This window comes from Chlamydiales bacterium, from assembly GCA_041395025.1.
In the GTDB taxonomy this organism is placed as follows: domain Bacteria; phylum Chlamydiota; class Chlamydiia; order Chlamydiales; family JAAKFR01; genus JAJACP01.
Genome location: JAWLBH010000001.1, coordinates 1,138,873 through 1,153,970, shown reverse-complemented (window position 1 = coordinate 1,153,970; position 15,098 = coordinate 1,138,873). Strand labels below are relative to the sequence as shown.

Below are 15,098 nucleotides of genomic sequence, written 5' to 3'. Positions count from 1 at the left end.
TTTTTTCTCTTTTTTAGATAAAAAGCCTTTTTTCTGGAGATTGACTGATTGATCTTTTCTAACTATCTTTCTTATAGCAATACATACCGACTCCTTTTGCTCTCGTCAATATCTTCTTTTAAATATGAAAAAATAATTTTAAATATGAAAAACCATCTAGAGGAATTATCCCTATCTTATATGAGCCTTTTGAACGCCTCTTATTCAGACTAAATCGAAAAAGAGTAAGGAAGAGTAAATTTTTTCAACTATCCTATTATTAAAGAAAGCAGTTTGGGGTGATAGCATTAGCATTTTCACTCTTCTGTGACTAGAGTATTGTCTGCTTGCCATACCCATCCTCCTCCAACAGCTTTATAAATTGCCACGAGAGATAGGAAAATCTCACCTTGAGTTTGAGTTAAATCGATTTGTGCAGAAAAAAGTTCTCTTTCTGCATCCAAAACTGTTAAATAATCCGTTTCTCCATTTTCATAACGCAGCCAAGCTAGTTTTAGATATTCATGCAAAGCTTCGACTTTTTTCTCATCTATATGAACCAGTTCTCTAGATTTTTGATGAGCAATTAAGGCATTACTCACCTCTTGAAAGGCAGTTAGAATGGTTTGTTCATATTGGTAAAGTAATTCTCGATAACTTGCAATCGAGACATTAAGCTGTCCAACTAGGCGCCACCCTCTAAAAATAGACTGAATAAACTCTCCTCCTATTGTCCAAGCACGAGAGCGTTGATCAAAAAAATTATGTAACTTAAAACTCTCTGCTCCCAAAATTCCCAGGATTGATATTTTTGGAAAAAATTCGGCACGTGCTACACCAATGCGTGCATTAGCTGCAATTAAATTTTGCTCTGCAGCTATAATATCAGGCCGTCTTTCCAATAAATCTGAAGGTAGCCCAACTAGAATGCGAGGAGGAAGCACAAATTCACTCACTGCTCGCCCACGCAAAATAGAGGTAGGTGGTTCACCCAAAAGTAGACTGAGTAAATTTTCTTCGGTGAGAATTCTTTCTTCTATCTGCACAATTAGTGATCTTGATTCTTCTAAAATGGTCATCGCTTGTTCGACTTCAATTTTGGAAGTCAATCCTCCTTGAAATCTTTTTCGAGCAATTTCTAGATATTTCTCCCTATCTTTTTCAGTTCGATGGGCAATCAAAAGCTCTTGATCAAACTCACGCAGCCTGATGTAACTATTCGCTACTTCAGATACGAGAGTCAGTATCACAGTTCTACGATTTTCAACTTGGGAGAGCAATTCTCTATAAGCTGATTGAGACATATTTCGCACACGTCCCCAAAAATCCAGCTCATAAACAAGGTTAAAGTCATAACTGTAATTCGGTGTAATAGAATCGATTTTAGAAGGAATAAAGCTAGCTGGGGGAAATTTTTCTTTAAAGGCCGATCCATGGAGATCAATTTTTGGAAACATCTTAGAGCTAAACATCTGACACTTTCCATAAAATTCACACACGCGCCAAATCGCGATTTGCAAATTCTTATTGCTCTTGAGAGCTTGTAAAATTAAACCATCGAGAATAGGATCCCCAAGTTCTTCCCACCAACAAATATTGCAACATGTCGACTCTGGATCATAGTCAAAACGCCAATCTGGAGGGATTTCAATAGAAGGACGATCATAATGAGGAGCTAAATTACACCCTGTGATGAGTAGGCATAAAAGAAGATATCTAATCATTTCCATGATCCTGTTTTCGATCTAGCAGAGAATAAAATAGAGGAATAAAGAAGATTCCAAAACAAGTTGCAAATATCATTCCACCCATCACTCCAGTTCCAACTGATTGACGACTAGCTGCACCTGCTCCTTGACTCATGACTAAAGGTAAAACCCCAAAAATAAAAGTGAGGGAGGTCATAAGTATCGCCCGAAATCTTTGACGTGCTCCTTCTAAAGCTGCTTGTTTTCGTGAGATATTTTTTTCTCTACGTGCTTGTATCGCAAATTCAACGATCAAAATGGCATTTTTTGCCACAAGTGCTACCAACGTCACAAGACCAATCTGAAAATAGATATCATTTTCCATTTTGCGCACTAAGATTGCCAAAAGTGCCCCTACAATGCCAAATGGCACCCCTAAAAGAATCGCAAGAGGTAAAGACCATCTTTCGTATAAAGCCGCTAGAATGAGAAACACTAGGATCAGAGCACCAAATAAGATAAGAGATGTCGAACCTCCTGTCGTTTTTGCTTGATAGACAAATCCACTCCATTCAAAATTCATATGAGAAGGAAGAATCCCCTCTGCAACTTCTTCTAATGCTCGAATACCTGCCTCTGAACTATAGCCTTGAGCTGGCCCTCCAATCATTTTAACAGCAGGAAAATTATTAAATCGACTCACTAAGTTTTGCCCTCTAACATAATGAAAGGTTACAAGAGACTTCAGAGGAATAATGTCCCCTGATAATGACTTCACAAAAATATTGCCTATGTCTTCTAGATTTGAACGATACTTAGGATCAGCTTGAATCATCACTTGAAAGACTTGTCCATATTGGTTGAAATCATTTACATATACTGTTCCTAGTAGAGATTGGAGTGTAGAATAAATAGATTGGATAGGAATCTTCAATGCCTCTGCTTTCACCCTATCTACTTGAGCATAAATTTGGAGATTATCTGTCTTCATCAACATCATGATTTGTCCTATTTCATCTCTTTGCTCAGCTTTCTGAATAAATTCTTTTGCGCTCTCTTCAAGTTCTTCATTGCTCCCTACCCCTTGATTGACAATCCAAAATTCGTACCCACCAACAGTTCCTATACCTGGAATGGAGGGGGGATTTGTGGTCATCACTTCAGCCGTGGGAATTAAACTAAAATCTTCATTGAAAGATTCCAGAATATTCTCCACCTTCATCCCTTTTCCTTGACGCTCTTTCCAGTTTTTGAGATTAATAAAATATGTACCAACTTGTGTTTCTGGAATATTATTTAAAAGACTAAACCCTGATAGTCCGATAAAAGTTTCAACTCCTCTATGTCTTAATACAATCTTCCCTACCCTATCTGTGACTGCTTCAGTTCTTTGTAAACTTGCTCCATCGGGAAGATTCGCAAAAGCAAATACATACCCCTGATCCTCTTCTGGGACAAAAGATATAGGGATCATGAGAAATAGAAAAATGAGGATAGCCACCATAAGAAAAAAAAAGGTTAATCCCCAAATATAATGTTTTAATATCCAACCTGCTCCCTTAACATAAATCTTTGTTAGTCTACTCATAAAATGATAGAAATAATGGCTAAAATGGCTTGCTTCTCTCTTTTTTTTGAAAACATAGACACTCAAAACAGGACTTAAAGTTAGTGCGACAAGGGCGGAAACAATCACTGAGATAGAAATTGTAATCGCAAATTGTTTATATAACTCTCCTGTCACTCCTCCAATAAATGCAACTGGCACAAAAACAGCACATAAAACGAAAAGAATAGCGATAATAGGTCCAGAGACTTCACGCATTGCAATTAATGCTGCATCATGTGCTCCCATGTTTCTTGTTCTGATATTCCTTTCAATGTTTTCTACAACAACAATTGCATCATCTACTACAATGCCAATCGACAATACTAATCCAAACAGTGTGAGTGTATTGAGAGAAAATCCTAGAAGATGCATCCCTACAAATGTGCCAATAATAGAAATGATCATCGCAATCACAGGAACTAATGTAGCTCTTAAGCTTTGAAGAAAAATAAAGACTACACCTATCACAAGAATGGCTGCTTCGAATAGTGTTCTTTGCACTTCTTCAATAGACACTTGAATATAGGTCGTCGTATCATAAGGAATCGAATAGGTTAATCCAGGAGGAAAGCGCTTAGAGAGTTGTTTTATGGTTTTTTTTACACTCGTTGCCACATCGAGAGCATTTGATCCATAATCCTGGTAAATTCCTATAATCGCTGCTGAATGTCCATTAACCTCTCCTTTTACCATATAACTTTGTGATCCAAGCTCAACAGTGGCTATATTCCCAATGGTCACAGTTGATCCATCTCCATTTGCTCTTAAAATAATTTGCTCATACTCTTCAGGAGATTTTAAACGTCCAAGAGAGGTCACAGGAATAGTTAAAGAGGTTTTATCTCTCATAGGAGCCATGCCTAGTTGACCAAGAGGATAGTCTTTGTTTTGCTCTTGCAGGGCTTTAATCACATCATCAGTAGAAATTTTTAGTTGAGCCATCCTGTCAGGCTGGAGCCAGATACGCATTGCATAACTTTCAGCATTCATAACCGCTGCATCGCTCACCCCTTCTAATCTCTTGATGGCCTCTACTAAATGAATCTCAGTGTAATTATTGACAAATAGATCGCTATATCTTCCATCTGGAGATTCGACTGCTAAAATTAAGAGAATCGTAGGAGTTTGTTTTCTTACACTGACTCCTTCTTTTTGGACAAGATCAGGTAAACGAGAGATGGCTAGATCGACTCTATCTTGTACATGACTAAGCGCTTTATCAATATCAGACCCCACCTTAAAAAAAATATTCAATACATATTTTCCTGAAGAAGAGCTTTGAGAATACATATAGAGCATCTCTTCTATTCCATTAATTTGCTTTTCTAAAGGAGCAGCAACTGTTTCAGCAATGACTTCACCCGTTGCTCCTGGATAATTCACTGAAACTTGAACTTGAGGAGAGACAATATTAGGATATTGTTCAATTGGAAGATGAATAAGAGCAAGTAAACCGAATAGGACAATGAAAATTGAAAGGACACAAGCAAAGATAGGATGATCTAAAAAAAATTTGCTTATCATTAAAATTTATTCCAATGTTTCAAAATCCTGACAATGAATCAATAGAAGTAATCTGAACCGTAGAATCTTCCTTCACCTTGTTCACACCATCGACAATGACTAAATCTCCAGGTTCAAGCCCCTCTTCGATCATCCAGTAATTCTTATACCATGGCCCTACCTTAACTTCTCTACGAGATACGGTCTGGTTTTGATTAATGATAAATACAAACATGCCTTTTCTTCCCTGGGAAACAGCCACTTGAGGCACGACCATGACTTGATTCCATTTTGCACCAGATACAATGGCATTTACAAACTGTCCAGGAAGGATTGTTCCATTTGGATTATTAAATTGAGAACGTACAAATAAGGAGCCTGTATGTGGATCAAATGTTGGAGATTCAAAATTCACTCTTCCTTCACTAGAAAAAAATGATCCATCTGATAATTGTAAAGTTACTGTATAGTCTTCTTGTTCTGGAAGAAGTAATAAGTTGGATTGACTTTCTCCTCGCATCTCTAAAAGTTGATTATCAGAAATAGAAAAAATCACCCAAATTGGATCAATGACTGAAACAAGAGTCAGAAAACTCTCTCCTGTAGGAATAATCAAAGCCCCTTCCCTATGATAGGCTTGACCCGTTAATCCTTGAATTGGAGAAGTGATGTAGGTATAGCTTAAGTTCAATTCAGCTTGAGCCACATTGGCTCGAGCTGAGATGACCGAAGCTTCAGCTGCAAGCACCTGTGCTAAAGCATTATCACGATCTCTTTGACTCACTGCATTTTGCTCATAGAGTGGTTCAAGACGTGCAAGGCTTCGCTGTGCACGCCATAAGATTGCCTCCTCCTTAGCTAATTTCCCTTTGGCATCTTCAAGATTTGTTTCAAACTCAATTGGATCAATCCGAAAAAGAAGTTGGTCTTTTGCGACCATCTCCCCTTCTTGATAGTTGATGGTGGCTAGGTAGCCTTCCACTCGGGAACGAATTTCTACAGGATGAGAGCTTTTCGCTACACCGACAAACTGAAAGTCCGCAGGCATGGTTTCTTTTGTAATACGAAATGCCGTGACAACTAGAGGGTTTTCTTGTTTTTTCTCTTTTTCACATGAAGAGATCATCAAGGTAATAAACAAAATTAGATACATGGGATGAATCATATTATTCGAATCGCATTCTTTTTCGAAAAAATCAATAAAAGTTTTATATATTGGAATTATGGATACCATACGAGTAAAATTATTCTTAAGTATCAGTATCATTCTTTTGATCATTGGTATTCTAAGTTATTTCATTCCTAAATCCCTTATTCAAAAAGATATCAGCGCAACCTCATCAGATCTTATGGATCGATTTATCGAAAGTGAAGAGAAAATCCAGCTAGCCTTTGCAACTTTAGTGATGTCACAATTTATCGAACAAACTGCTCAGATGGAGGGATTATCTCGTCTTTTAGGGCAAGAAGCTTCTGTCATTCAACAACAATCAAATTTACGCCAACAAGCTGCTCAAATTTTGCAATATGCCCTTAATCTCGCCTATATTCAAATCTCAAATCATGAAGAGATGGTGATCTTAGCTCCTGAAAATGCTCCTCTCTATGATTATGAATGGGCGGAAATGGAAGATCAAACTCTCCTCATTCGCTCTGATCACCATCTTTATACTGCTCGTCTTGTTGAGCAAAATGAAGCATTTTATTTTCTCTATCCGATTCATGAATTCCTTCCTCTTTCTCAACTTACATTTAGAAAAGCTGGTGATCTCAAACCTAAATTTCAACCTGAGAACTTAGATCAACTCTATGAGGAGATGGTCTCCATCCAAAATCAAATAGTTGATAAAGTAGAAATGATTAAAATCCTGTCAGATAAACCTCAAGAGGCTGTTGGGATTCTCAAAGCTGATGGAAACTTTCAGCAAGGATATCTTTTACTTGAAAAAGATCTGTTTTTATCAAAACCTGAAATCGAAACATTTCCTCTTCCTAAAATCCCCTATTTAATTTTACGCCAAAATGGATCTCTCTTTTATCTCGATCTTATCCGTGATTTGACCATTGACAATGCAAAAATTATATTCGGTTTTTCCCTTTCGACAATTGCAGAACAAGTGACATCGATTCTAAAAAGACCAATCTTAATTTCCTCAAAAAATGGAGAAGGTCTTCTCTTTTTTCCTGATGGTTCCAAAATAATTCTTCAACCAAATACATTTAACCTCAACTTTCTTGAATACAAAGGCATCTTTTATCAAGTGGATCCTCATCAGATTGAAGAGCTCACCATCTCTATTTTAACAAATGTCGATCGCTGGCACGCGATCTCTAGAATGATGAATCGATTATACAAAGGGCTCATCCAAAAAATTTCTGGAGAACTTCTCTTAGTGACTCTCATTGTCTTTTTCCTTGGTCTCTTCTTTCTCATGCGTATTGCAAAAAAAATCACTCAACCTATTTCACAACTTGCCAATGCTGCTAAAAAAATTGGGAATGGATATTACGACAATCTGCAACTCCCTATCGTCAAAAAAAGAAAAGATGAAGTCGCCATTTTGACTCATTCTTTTGTGGAAATGGTAAATGCATTGAGAGAAAGAGAAAAAATTCGCGGTGCATTAAATAAAGTTGTTTCAAAAGAAGTAGCTACTGAAATCCTGAGCAGCAATATAGAACTAGGAGGAGAAGAACGTATTGTCACTCTACTATTTAGTGATATCCGAAATTTTACCCAACTCTCTAACCACTACCAACCTAAATTGCTGATTCAAATGCTTAACGAGTACATGACTCGGATGTGTCAAATTATCGATGAAACTCAAGGCGTTGTCGATAAATTTGTAGGAGATGAGATTATGGCTCTTTATGGAGCTCCTCTTTATATGGAAGATCAAGCTGATCAAGCACTTAAATCAGCTTCTCAAATGATTCAAAGCCTCAAAAATTGGAATACAAATCAAGCGATTAAAGGAAAAGAACTCCTCGAAATTGGAATTGGGATTCATACTGGATCGGTTTGTACTGGAAACATGGGAGGAGAAAATCGACTCAACTATACTGCGATTGGATCTAACGTAAATCTTGCCTCAAGAATGTGCAAAGCTGCTCATCCCATGCAGATTCTTGTCAGTCAAGAAACCATTCAAGCCTTAAAAAACCCTAAAAAATTCACATTTCTGCCCTTGCCTCCAATAAAATTAAAAGGGTTTGACCAGCCGATATGTTTATATGAAATGAAAGAATCTTCATTTTTCTAGAGAGAATTGAGAGGATAAGAAGCAATTTTTCTTGCATAAATGAAGGATTTTATGCAAGAATCCTTTAGAAAACTTGATTTTGTTTTTTTCCCCGAATCTCATGGGATGTGATTTGCTTTTTAGCTTCTTGCTTTTGCAAATTGCTTAAATGTAGATTTGCTATGAAGAAAGGGAAATTGATTCAAAACTTGGATGTGGAAAATACCTTTAACTAGGAAGATCAGAATGAAACTTTATGTAGGAAATTTGCCTTTTTCAGTAGATGAGCAAGGATTAAAAAAACTTTTTTCAAAATATCAATCGATAGTAAGTGTTCAATTAATTTCAGATCGTGAAACAGGCAGATCTAAAGGCTTCGGATTTGTTGAGATTAATAATGATGATGAAGCAACCAATGCGATTCAAGAATTAAATGGAAAGGATGTTGAAGGACGTGGAATTGTTGTCAATGAAGCACGCCCTCGTGAAAATCGTTCTTTCGAAAGACGTCGTCGGTAATTTCTTTATCTCTCCACTCCTTATAAAACAGGAGTGGTTGAATTTTTTCTTCATCGTTTATCTCTAAGTTCTTTTGGTTGTTTTTCTTTTTAAAAAAAACTAAAAGTTTGGATGATTTGTACTTGTAGAAAAAAAGAGAGTTTTTATTGATAAGTATACCGAATCTTATCGTTTTTCTTTGGACCTAGGATTCTCCATATCAGCTCAAGATTTGGAGGCAAAAGGGTCATCTTTCCGAAATAGGTATCTTTGCCACAAACGTGAGTGTGTAAAGATTCCAGCGTATTTTCATTGACTGGAGTGAGATGAAAAAGAAAAACAGGATGTTTTTCTCCAAAACGCAAATGTTCAAGAGTGAGCAATCCTTCAAAACGATTCAGTGTCCATCGAAATACATTGCGAAAATTAAATTCCTGATGATTATTGCTTTGCCATGAACCACGTTCATGAAAAATACAATGGATATCTCCATGATATGAAATCGTGACAAGGCCTTTTCCTACCCCTTTTGATTTGCGTGAATAAAACTGAAAAATGACTTCCCTTGTCATTTGTAACTTCTTCCATACCTCTTCAAGTAATCCCCTATTTGGTTGAGGAATATAGCGCACATAATAGTATTTTTTTTTCTCAGAAGGAGAGAGTTTAATATAGACTTTTTTGAGAAGCGCTTCTAATTCATCAAGAAGAAAATATTCAGGATTAAAACTATAGTAGCGAATCTTCCCATCATAACTGCTTTTAAGAATCCCCTCCCTTTCAAGACGATTTAAACCCTTTTGCAAGGGGGTTAAAGGAGTCTGGAGTATTCGATGTAATTGGCTAGCATAAGCTCGTTCATTGTCTAGCAAAAAAAGCAAAATTCTTTCAATACTCTTACTTCCAAACAATCCTCTTAGCAACATTCACCTCTTTTCTAACTAGTTTTCTACCGATTATCCAATAAAATCACCTAAATGATAGGTAGAATACAACTAAAAAATAGATTACTTGTAGAAAAATCCCCTAAGTTTAAAGGAATTTTCGTGATAAAAATGGCTTTTATGCAAAAAATTTACAAAATCTATCACAGACCTCTCATGACTCTGCTTTCAAAAGCACATTGTATCCACCAGAACCACCATCGGGTTCAGCTTTGCCAGCTTATTTCCTATAAAACAGGGAGATATTCTGAAGATTGTGTTTATTGTGCTCAATCATCTCATTATCAAACTCAGACGCAACCACTTCCTTTAATGGAAAAAAAGTAATGAATCAAGCTGAGGCAGCGATTAAATCTGGTGCCATTCGTATCTGTGTTGGAGCTGGTTGGCAGCAAATTAGAGAGGGAAGAATGTTCAATTCCATCTAAAAGAATGGTAAAACTTCAAATGCAGATTAGTGGCTCTAATTGATGCCTTGTAGAAAAGAAATAATTCCTTTGGAAAGAAGTTCTTGAATGGAATAATTAAAAAACATATGACCCATTTTTGGAATCAAAGCCCATTTCGCATGGGGAAGCTTTTCTTTTAGCGCTTTTCCTCCTCGTTCCACCAAAACAAGATAATCCTCTTCACCATGAATGATCAAAGTTGGAAGGGTAATGGAGGAAAAGATTTCCCTACGCTCTTTTAAAGTTTCAGCAATCTTCTGCATCACTTTCACATGATGATGATTCGCACCCAATGGGTATTTAGAACGAGTAAACATCTCTTCAGTGTAGGCTCGCGCGAGCTCCTCATCAAGAGGTGCAGTCCCATTTAGACGCTCCCAGACAGTCCGAAAACCCTCATAACTCTCTTCAAAATTACTTGTTGGACGATTTCTGATCATAGCAAGACAGGTTGTATGTATGACCTCTTGTTCTTCCCTTGTATGCGGTTTGATAATCGTCTCCGTTTCCCCTACCGGACCTGTGGCGATGACAGTCAGACTTTTCATACGATCAGGATATAAAAAAGCCATGAGCTGACCTATGTACCCTCCCATTGAGTGTCCAATCACATGAGCTGAGGAAATATTGTAATGATTCAGAATCCCAATGGCATCTTCTACAAGATCTCGAAGTTCATAGCCATCTTCACTTGGATCAGAAAGTCCTGTATCACGATGGTCATAGCGAATCAGATAGAATCCCGCTTTAAGAAAAAATTCACAGAAAAAATCGCTCCAAAAATGGGCATGTGACCCCGCACCAGTCATGAGAAGAATAGGACAATCAGAGGGATAACCAACGACTTCAGTCCAAATTTTCTGCTTTCCGACCTCAATAAGGTTTTCTGCTACCATGATCTATTTAGAAGTTAAGGAAACTCATTAATTAAAAAGGGATCAGTTTAAAATCCTCTCGAATATTTGCCAATAATTATTTTAGATCAAAATGAAGAAAAAAAAGACAATGAGAAGGGATGTTTTTTTTAATCCCATTTTTTGATTATTGAAATATCCAAAATAAAAACAAATAAATCAGCGCAGGCATCACTCCTCCAAGAAAAAGAAAGAAAAAAGAAATTTTTCCATTAAATGATCCACGAAGCAATGCATGTCCCACAGGATTGGGAGCATTTGCGATCACAGTAAGGGAACCTGCCGACATAGCTCCTACAATCACTAGATAATGTTTGAGATCATCATATTTAGGAAGTTCAAGAGTGATATAACTAATCACTGCATTATCCATAAAAGCAGAAAGGAGAAAACTCACACCCATTGCCCCAAAATAGTTTAGATTTTGCATAAGAGGGATGATCCACCATGATTGCAACTCACCATGGATGATCAGACTTGCAAAGAAAAATCCCACTAGCACTGCTGATTGAAGATGAAGAGGGGTTTGGTAAAATGTGGTTGCTTTCCAAAAACCTAAAAAAAGAAGAAAAATTCCGAGAAAAATTAGAGTGATTTCCCCAGTAATAACAATCAGAACAAGAAAACAAAGATGGATTAGAGTAATCCATAGAGGGGTAGATCTAGTCTCCTTTTTTTTCAATGGCACAAGGATTTTTGGAAATCTTCTGCTTTTAAACTCATGACGAAAAAAAAGATAATACAAACTTGTCGAGATGAAGATGCCTAACATCCCCTTCCACCCAAATCTTGTAAACATATAACTCCAACTCCAATCCCATTTGTTTGCGACAATAAAAAGGGCACGTGAAGAGAAGCTCGTCAACATTCCACCCACTGAAATATTGGCGAATAACAAACCTAGCGTTGCATAGGAAAAATTTCGACTTGGTCCATAAGGATAAAATTTTTTACTCAAAAGAATCGCTGAAAGAGCCATAGCGGCTGGTTCTTTAATAAGCGCACCGATCAATGGACTTATTGTCAAAATACTCCACCACCATGCAGCTGGTGAATCCTTACCAAGGCGGGCAATTGATTCGAGAATATTTTCTGCAAAAGTAATGATAGGACGGGAGCCAATCACAACTAAGATAACAGTAATATAGATGGCATGAGTATACTGACGAGTATTGAGATAGTGCAATGTCTCATCCCACCCTTTCAACCAAGTAAAAGCGATGAGGAGAGGAAATAGCCATAAGCCGAAGACCACCTCAACTTCACTCAAAAGATAGAGAACTTCAGATAAAAAATGATACAGGTTCCATTTTTGAGGATAAATATCTTTCAGTTTGGCAATCTTTCTGGAATAACTCAATAAGGCAGGGGTCAGAAAAGTGTGAAGAATAGCTAGGAAAAAAATCATCGTAGAGATGATCTGAAAAGTCATTGAGTCTCCTTTTAAATACTTAGTTAAAGAGAATCTTTTTCATAAAAAGAGATCGATCAAACTCTCTTCTTCCCATAATAGATCGTCTATAAATTTTAAATTTTCCTCATTTTTGTCTACCTTACCATGGCTAAATCCTAGAGGGAGACAAAATATTCTTCTATCTGAAAATCATAAGGAAAATAGATTTAAGAGGAGTCTTAAACCCATAATTGATAGATTATGAAAGCCTTATCCTACGTATTTTCGACAAAATTCAATCTTAAGAAAAATCGTCTATGGCATCAAAATAGATTTAAAAAATTTTATATTGAAGGTTGATGTAGAAAACTGAATCGTTTTTTAGAATCTCCAGTTATAGATGGATCCTAATCACTTTACTTTTATGACGTGAATTTCCAAGTTGAGTATAACTTAGGATAGCACCTTCATCGCAGAGAAACTTGAGTATGTTTGACAATTCCGAATCTACCAATATAGTTTGAAGTTCGTGATCTTTCCATGGGCTGTATTCTATATTGAAATGATAAGTACGGTGGTTCTTCTTCATATAAAATGAGGGGAAATCAGGTACAGGTAGTGGTGGAGCATCCCTTGTGATCCATTGATTGATACCCTTTACCATTACCTCAATATACTCGATATAATTGCTTATTCCTGGGTAACTATCACAATGCTTTATGTCAATAGTAATTGCCTCTCTACCTGTGATAATCTTGTATTTCTGATAATGTTCTAACAGTCTCTTATCGTGCTTGCATTCCTCCATTTTTGATCTCTCGGCGTCCAATAGGCTGTTAACCCAACGATAAAGCTCTGGGGATTGTAGCTTCGGGAGTTTTCCTTCTCTTTTTCTCTCTAGATATAGATTTTTAACCATGGTCACTTGATCTATAGAAACACAACATCTCATTATACCCAACACACGATCTGATTTGGTTCCAAATAGCCCTAAATCTAACAATTGAGCTTTTTCCATGTCTGCTGGTTCCAGACACTCGAAATCGAGAAGTGCGATTTTTTTATTCCCATTTACATCGCAATCGTTGTTTAAAATAGGGCTGTTCGAGTAATTAACATCAGTATACACCGGATCCTCAAGATTCAAAACGGTTAACTGATACATTGCAAGATCTAATTCAGAACTAGACCTTGCATAATTGTCTTTTTCATAGGCGGGATGGCTAACATCAAGTTTTTCTTCAGCCAAAACGATCAAATTTTTAATCTCTGGATCACCCTCTATCTCCATCGAGAAATGGGTAAATTTAGGAATCTTTAATAACCCTAATTCACACTTTTCCCGTATCTCTTGAGCACGTTTGATATTTGAGATCCGATGTTGTATGGATCGCTTGTCATTCTCATCAACTAATCTTATTTTAAATAGAATCTTTGGATCCTCCTTAAATGAAAAATATCGACCATCAAGTTGCCCTTGGAAAAATTTAATCTCTTCATGCGTCTCTTGATTTTTAATCTGTGAAAAATATTTTTTAATTTTCGATTTAGCTGCCTCTTCATCAATCTCAAGTGGATGTGCATCATCTTCACGAATGAGATAAGCTGTGGCTGCTGATCGTTCCTTCCATGGCTTTAGTTGTTGTTTCAATATATCTATCTGATTGAATTCCTCGATTTTTGATTCCTCGGCGTCTGATAGGCTGTTAACCCAACCATAAACCTCTGAGGATTGTAGCTCCGGGAGTTTTCCTTCTCTTTCTCTCTCTAGATATAGATTTTTAACCATGGTCATTTGATCTATAGAAACACAACATCCCATTACACCCGGCAAACTATATGTATTGGCTCCAAATAGCCCTAAATCTAATAATTGAGCTTTTCCCATGTCTGCTGGTCCCCAACACTCGAAATCGAGAAGTGCGATTTTTTTATTCCCATTTATATCGCAATCGTTGTTTAAAATAGGACTGTTCCAGTAATTAACATTAGTATACACTGGATTCTCAAGAATCAAAATGGTTAACTGATACATTGCAAGATCTAATTTAGAACCAGACCTTGCATAATTGTCTTTTTCATAGGCGGGATGGCCAATATCAAGTTTTTCTTCAGCCAAAACGATCAAATTCTTAATCTCTGGAAAATCTAAATCATTTATCTCCATCGAGAAATGGGTAAATTTAGGAATCTTTAATAACCCTAATCCACACTTTTGCCGTATCTCTTGAGCATGTTCGATATTTGAGATCCGATGTTGTATGGATCGCTTGTCATTCTCATCAACTAATCTTATTCTAAATAGAGTGTTTGGATCCTGCTTAAATGAAAAATATCGACCATAAGATCGCTCTTTAAAAAATTCAATCTCTTCATGTGTCTCTTGATTTTTAATCTGTAAAAAATATTTTTGAATTTTCGATTTAGCTTCCTCTACATCAATCTCAAGTGGACTTGCATCATCTTCATGAATGAGATCAGCTGTGGCTGCTGATTGTCGTTTCAATACCGCTAGTCGCTCAGCCTCTTTATTATCCTTAGTGATGAACGCATTTGGAGAAGGTTTGACAGATTTAACAGAGCCACCGACGAATACCAATAACCCACCTATAGAAAATGCCGTCCAGCTAATCGAATGAGCCCACTTTGGTATCCCAGAAATTCCATATATTATCACGAGAGTCCCCAGGACCATCAATATGCCAATCACAACTGAAGTAATCCTCAGTCTAATCGAAAGATCAGTCTGTGTGCCCTTTAGAGATGGGCAACATGGAAAGGCACAAGTGATTGAAGAAGTTCTATTCATAGGATAGAAAGATTCTAACATAAAAAAATAAATAAAACTAAATATTAATTTAAATTAATTACCTTTATAG

General features: G+C 36.8%; 10 protein-coding genes. 3 read left to right on the top strand and 7 right to left on the bottom strand.

Annotated elements, in window-relative coordinates; all coding sequences use genetic code 11:
• Positions 1-296: 296 nt before the first annotated feature.
• From R3E91_05300 to R3E91_05290, 3 genes are read right to left on the bottom strand one after another with little or no spacing between them, the layout of a single operon-like run.
• Entirely contained in the window at positions 297-1,703 is a 1,407-nt protein-coding gene (locus R3E91_05300; protein MEZ5315603.1) for an efflux transporter outer membrane subunit, read from the bottom strand.
• Complete coding sequence (locus R3E91_05295) at positions 1,696-4,800, bottom strand: efflux RND transporter permease subunit (protein ID MEZ5315602.1); 3,105 nt, start codon at positions 4,798-4,800, stop codon at positions 1,696-1,698. The genes R3E91_05300 and R3E91_05295 overlap by 8 nt, the downstream gene beginning before the upstream one ends.
• A 19-nt stretch (positions 4,801-4,819) precedes the next feature.
• Positions 4,820-6,013 carry an efflux RND transporter periplasmic adaptor subunit gene (locus R3E91_05290; GenBank protein ID MEZ5315601.1) on the bottom strand — a complete coding sequence of 398 codons (1,194 nt, stop codon included), beginning with the start codon at positions 6,011-6,013 and terminating at the stop codon, positions 4,820-4,822.
• Here R3E91_05290 and R3E91_05285 point away from each other — a divergent pair.
• Positions 6,003-8,042: an adenylate/guanylate cyclase domain-containing protein gene (locus tag R3E91_05285; GenBank protein ID MEZ5315600.1), complete on the top strand. Its 2,040-nt coding sequence runs from the start codon at positions 6,003-6,005 to the stop codon at positions 8,040-8,042. The genes R3E91_05290 and R3E91_05285 overlap by 11 nt on opposite strands.
• A gap of 225 nt (positions 8,043-8,267) precedes the next feature.
• Positions 8,268-8,540: an RNA-binding protein gene (locus R3E91_05280; protein MEZ5315599.1), complete on the top strand. Its 273-nt coding sequence runs from the start codon at positions 8,268-8,270 to the stop codon at positions 8,538-8,540.
• 143 nt (positions 8,541-8,683) lie between these two features.
• On the opposite strand, the gene R3E91_05275 is transcribed toward R3E91_05280, so the two are convergent.
• Complete coding sequence (locus R3E91_05275) at positions 8,684-9,445, bottom strand: DUF6314 family protein (protein ID MEZ5315598.1); 762 nt, start codon at positions 9,443-9,445, stop codon at positions 8,684-8,686.
• A gap of 129 nt (positions 9,446-9,574) precedes the next feature.
• Between R3E91_05275 and R3E91_05270 the strand changes: the two genes are divergently transcribed.
• Positions 9,575-9,790 carry a hypothetical protein gene (locus R3E91_05270; GenBank protein MEZ5315597.1) on the top strand — a complete coding sequence of 72 codons (216 nt, stop codon included), beginning with the start codon at positions 9,575-9,577 and terminating at the stop codon, positions 9,788-9,790.
• A 136-nt stretch (positions 9,791-9,926) separates the two neighbouring features.
• On the opposite strand, the gene R3E91_05265 is transcribed toward R3E91_05270, so the two are convergent.
• The 3 genes from R3E91_05265 to R3E91_05255 all read right to left on the bottom strand — a co-directional run bounded on the left by R3E91_05265 (position 9,927) and on the right by R3E91_05255 (position 15,028).
• The gene (locus R3E91_05265; GenBank protein ID MEZ5315596.1) at positions 9,927-10,808 is read right to left on the bottom strand and encodes an alpha/beta hydrolase; all 882 of its coding nucleotides are present in this window, start codon (positions 10,806-10,808) and stop codon (positions 9,927-9,929) included.
• Between the two features lie 145 nt (positions 10,809-10,953).
• Positions 10,954-12,258 carry a putative Na+/H+ antiporter gene (locus R3E91_05260; GenBank protein MEZ5315595.1) on the bottom strand — a complete coding sequence of 435 codons (1,305 nt, stop codon included), beginning with the start codon at positions 12,256-12,258 and terminating at the stop codon, positions 10,954-10,956.
• Between the two features lie 355 nt (positions 12,259-12,613).
• Complete coding sequence (locus tag R3E91_05255; GenBank protein ID MEZ5315594.1) at positions 12,614-15,028, bottom strand: hypothetical protein; 2,415 nt, start codon at positions 15,026-15,028, stop codon at positions 12,614-12,616.
• Positions 15,029-15,098: the final 70 nt, after the last annotated feature.

What these genes read in the sequence shown, in the direction of transcription:
- R3E91_05260 (MEZ5315595.1), bottom strand. Translation starts at nt 12,258, where the DNA reads ATGACTTTTCAGATCATCTCTACGATGATTTTTTTCCTAGCTATTCTT.
- R3E91_05265 (MEZ5315596.1), bottom strand. Translation starts at nt 10,808, where the DNA reads ATGGTAGCAGAAAACCTTATTGAGGTCGGAAAGCAGAAAATTTGGACT.
- R3E91_05280 (MEZ5315599.1), top strand. Translation starts at nt 8,268, where the DNA reads ATGAAACTTTATGTAGGAAATTTGCCTTTTTCAGTAGATGAGCAAGGA.
- R3E91_05275 (MEZ5315598.1), bottom strand. Translation starts at nt 9,445, where the DNA reads ATGTTGCTAAGAGGATTGTTTGGAAGTAAGAGTATTGAAAGAATTTTG.
- R3E91_05290 (MEZ5315601.1), bottom strand. Translation starts at nt 6,013, where the DNA reads ATGGTATCCATAATTCCAATATATAAAACTTTTATTGATTTTTTCGAA.
- R3E91_05300 (MEZ5315603.1), bottom strand. Translation starts at nt 1,703, where the DNA reads ATGATTAGATATCTTCTTTTATGCCTACTCATCACAGGGTGTAATTTA.
- R3E91_05295 (MEZ5315602.1), bottom strand. Translation starts at nt 4,800, where the DNA reads ATGATAAGCAAATTTTTTTTAGATCATCCTATCTTTGCTTGTGTCCTT.
- R3E91_05255 (MEZ5315594.1), bottom strand. Translation starts at nt 15,028, where the DNA reads ATGAATAGAACTTCTTCAATCACTTGTGCCTTTCCATGTTGCCCATCT.
- R3E91_05270 (MEZ5315597.1), top strand. Translation starts at nt 9,575, where the DNA reads ATGGCTTTTATGCAAAAAATTTACAAAATCTATCACAGACCTCTCATG.
- R3E91_05285 (MEZ5315600.1), top strand. Translation starts at nt 6,003, where the DNA reads ATGGATACCATACGAGTAAAATTATTCTTAAGTATCAGTATCATTCTT.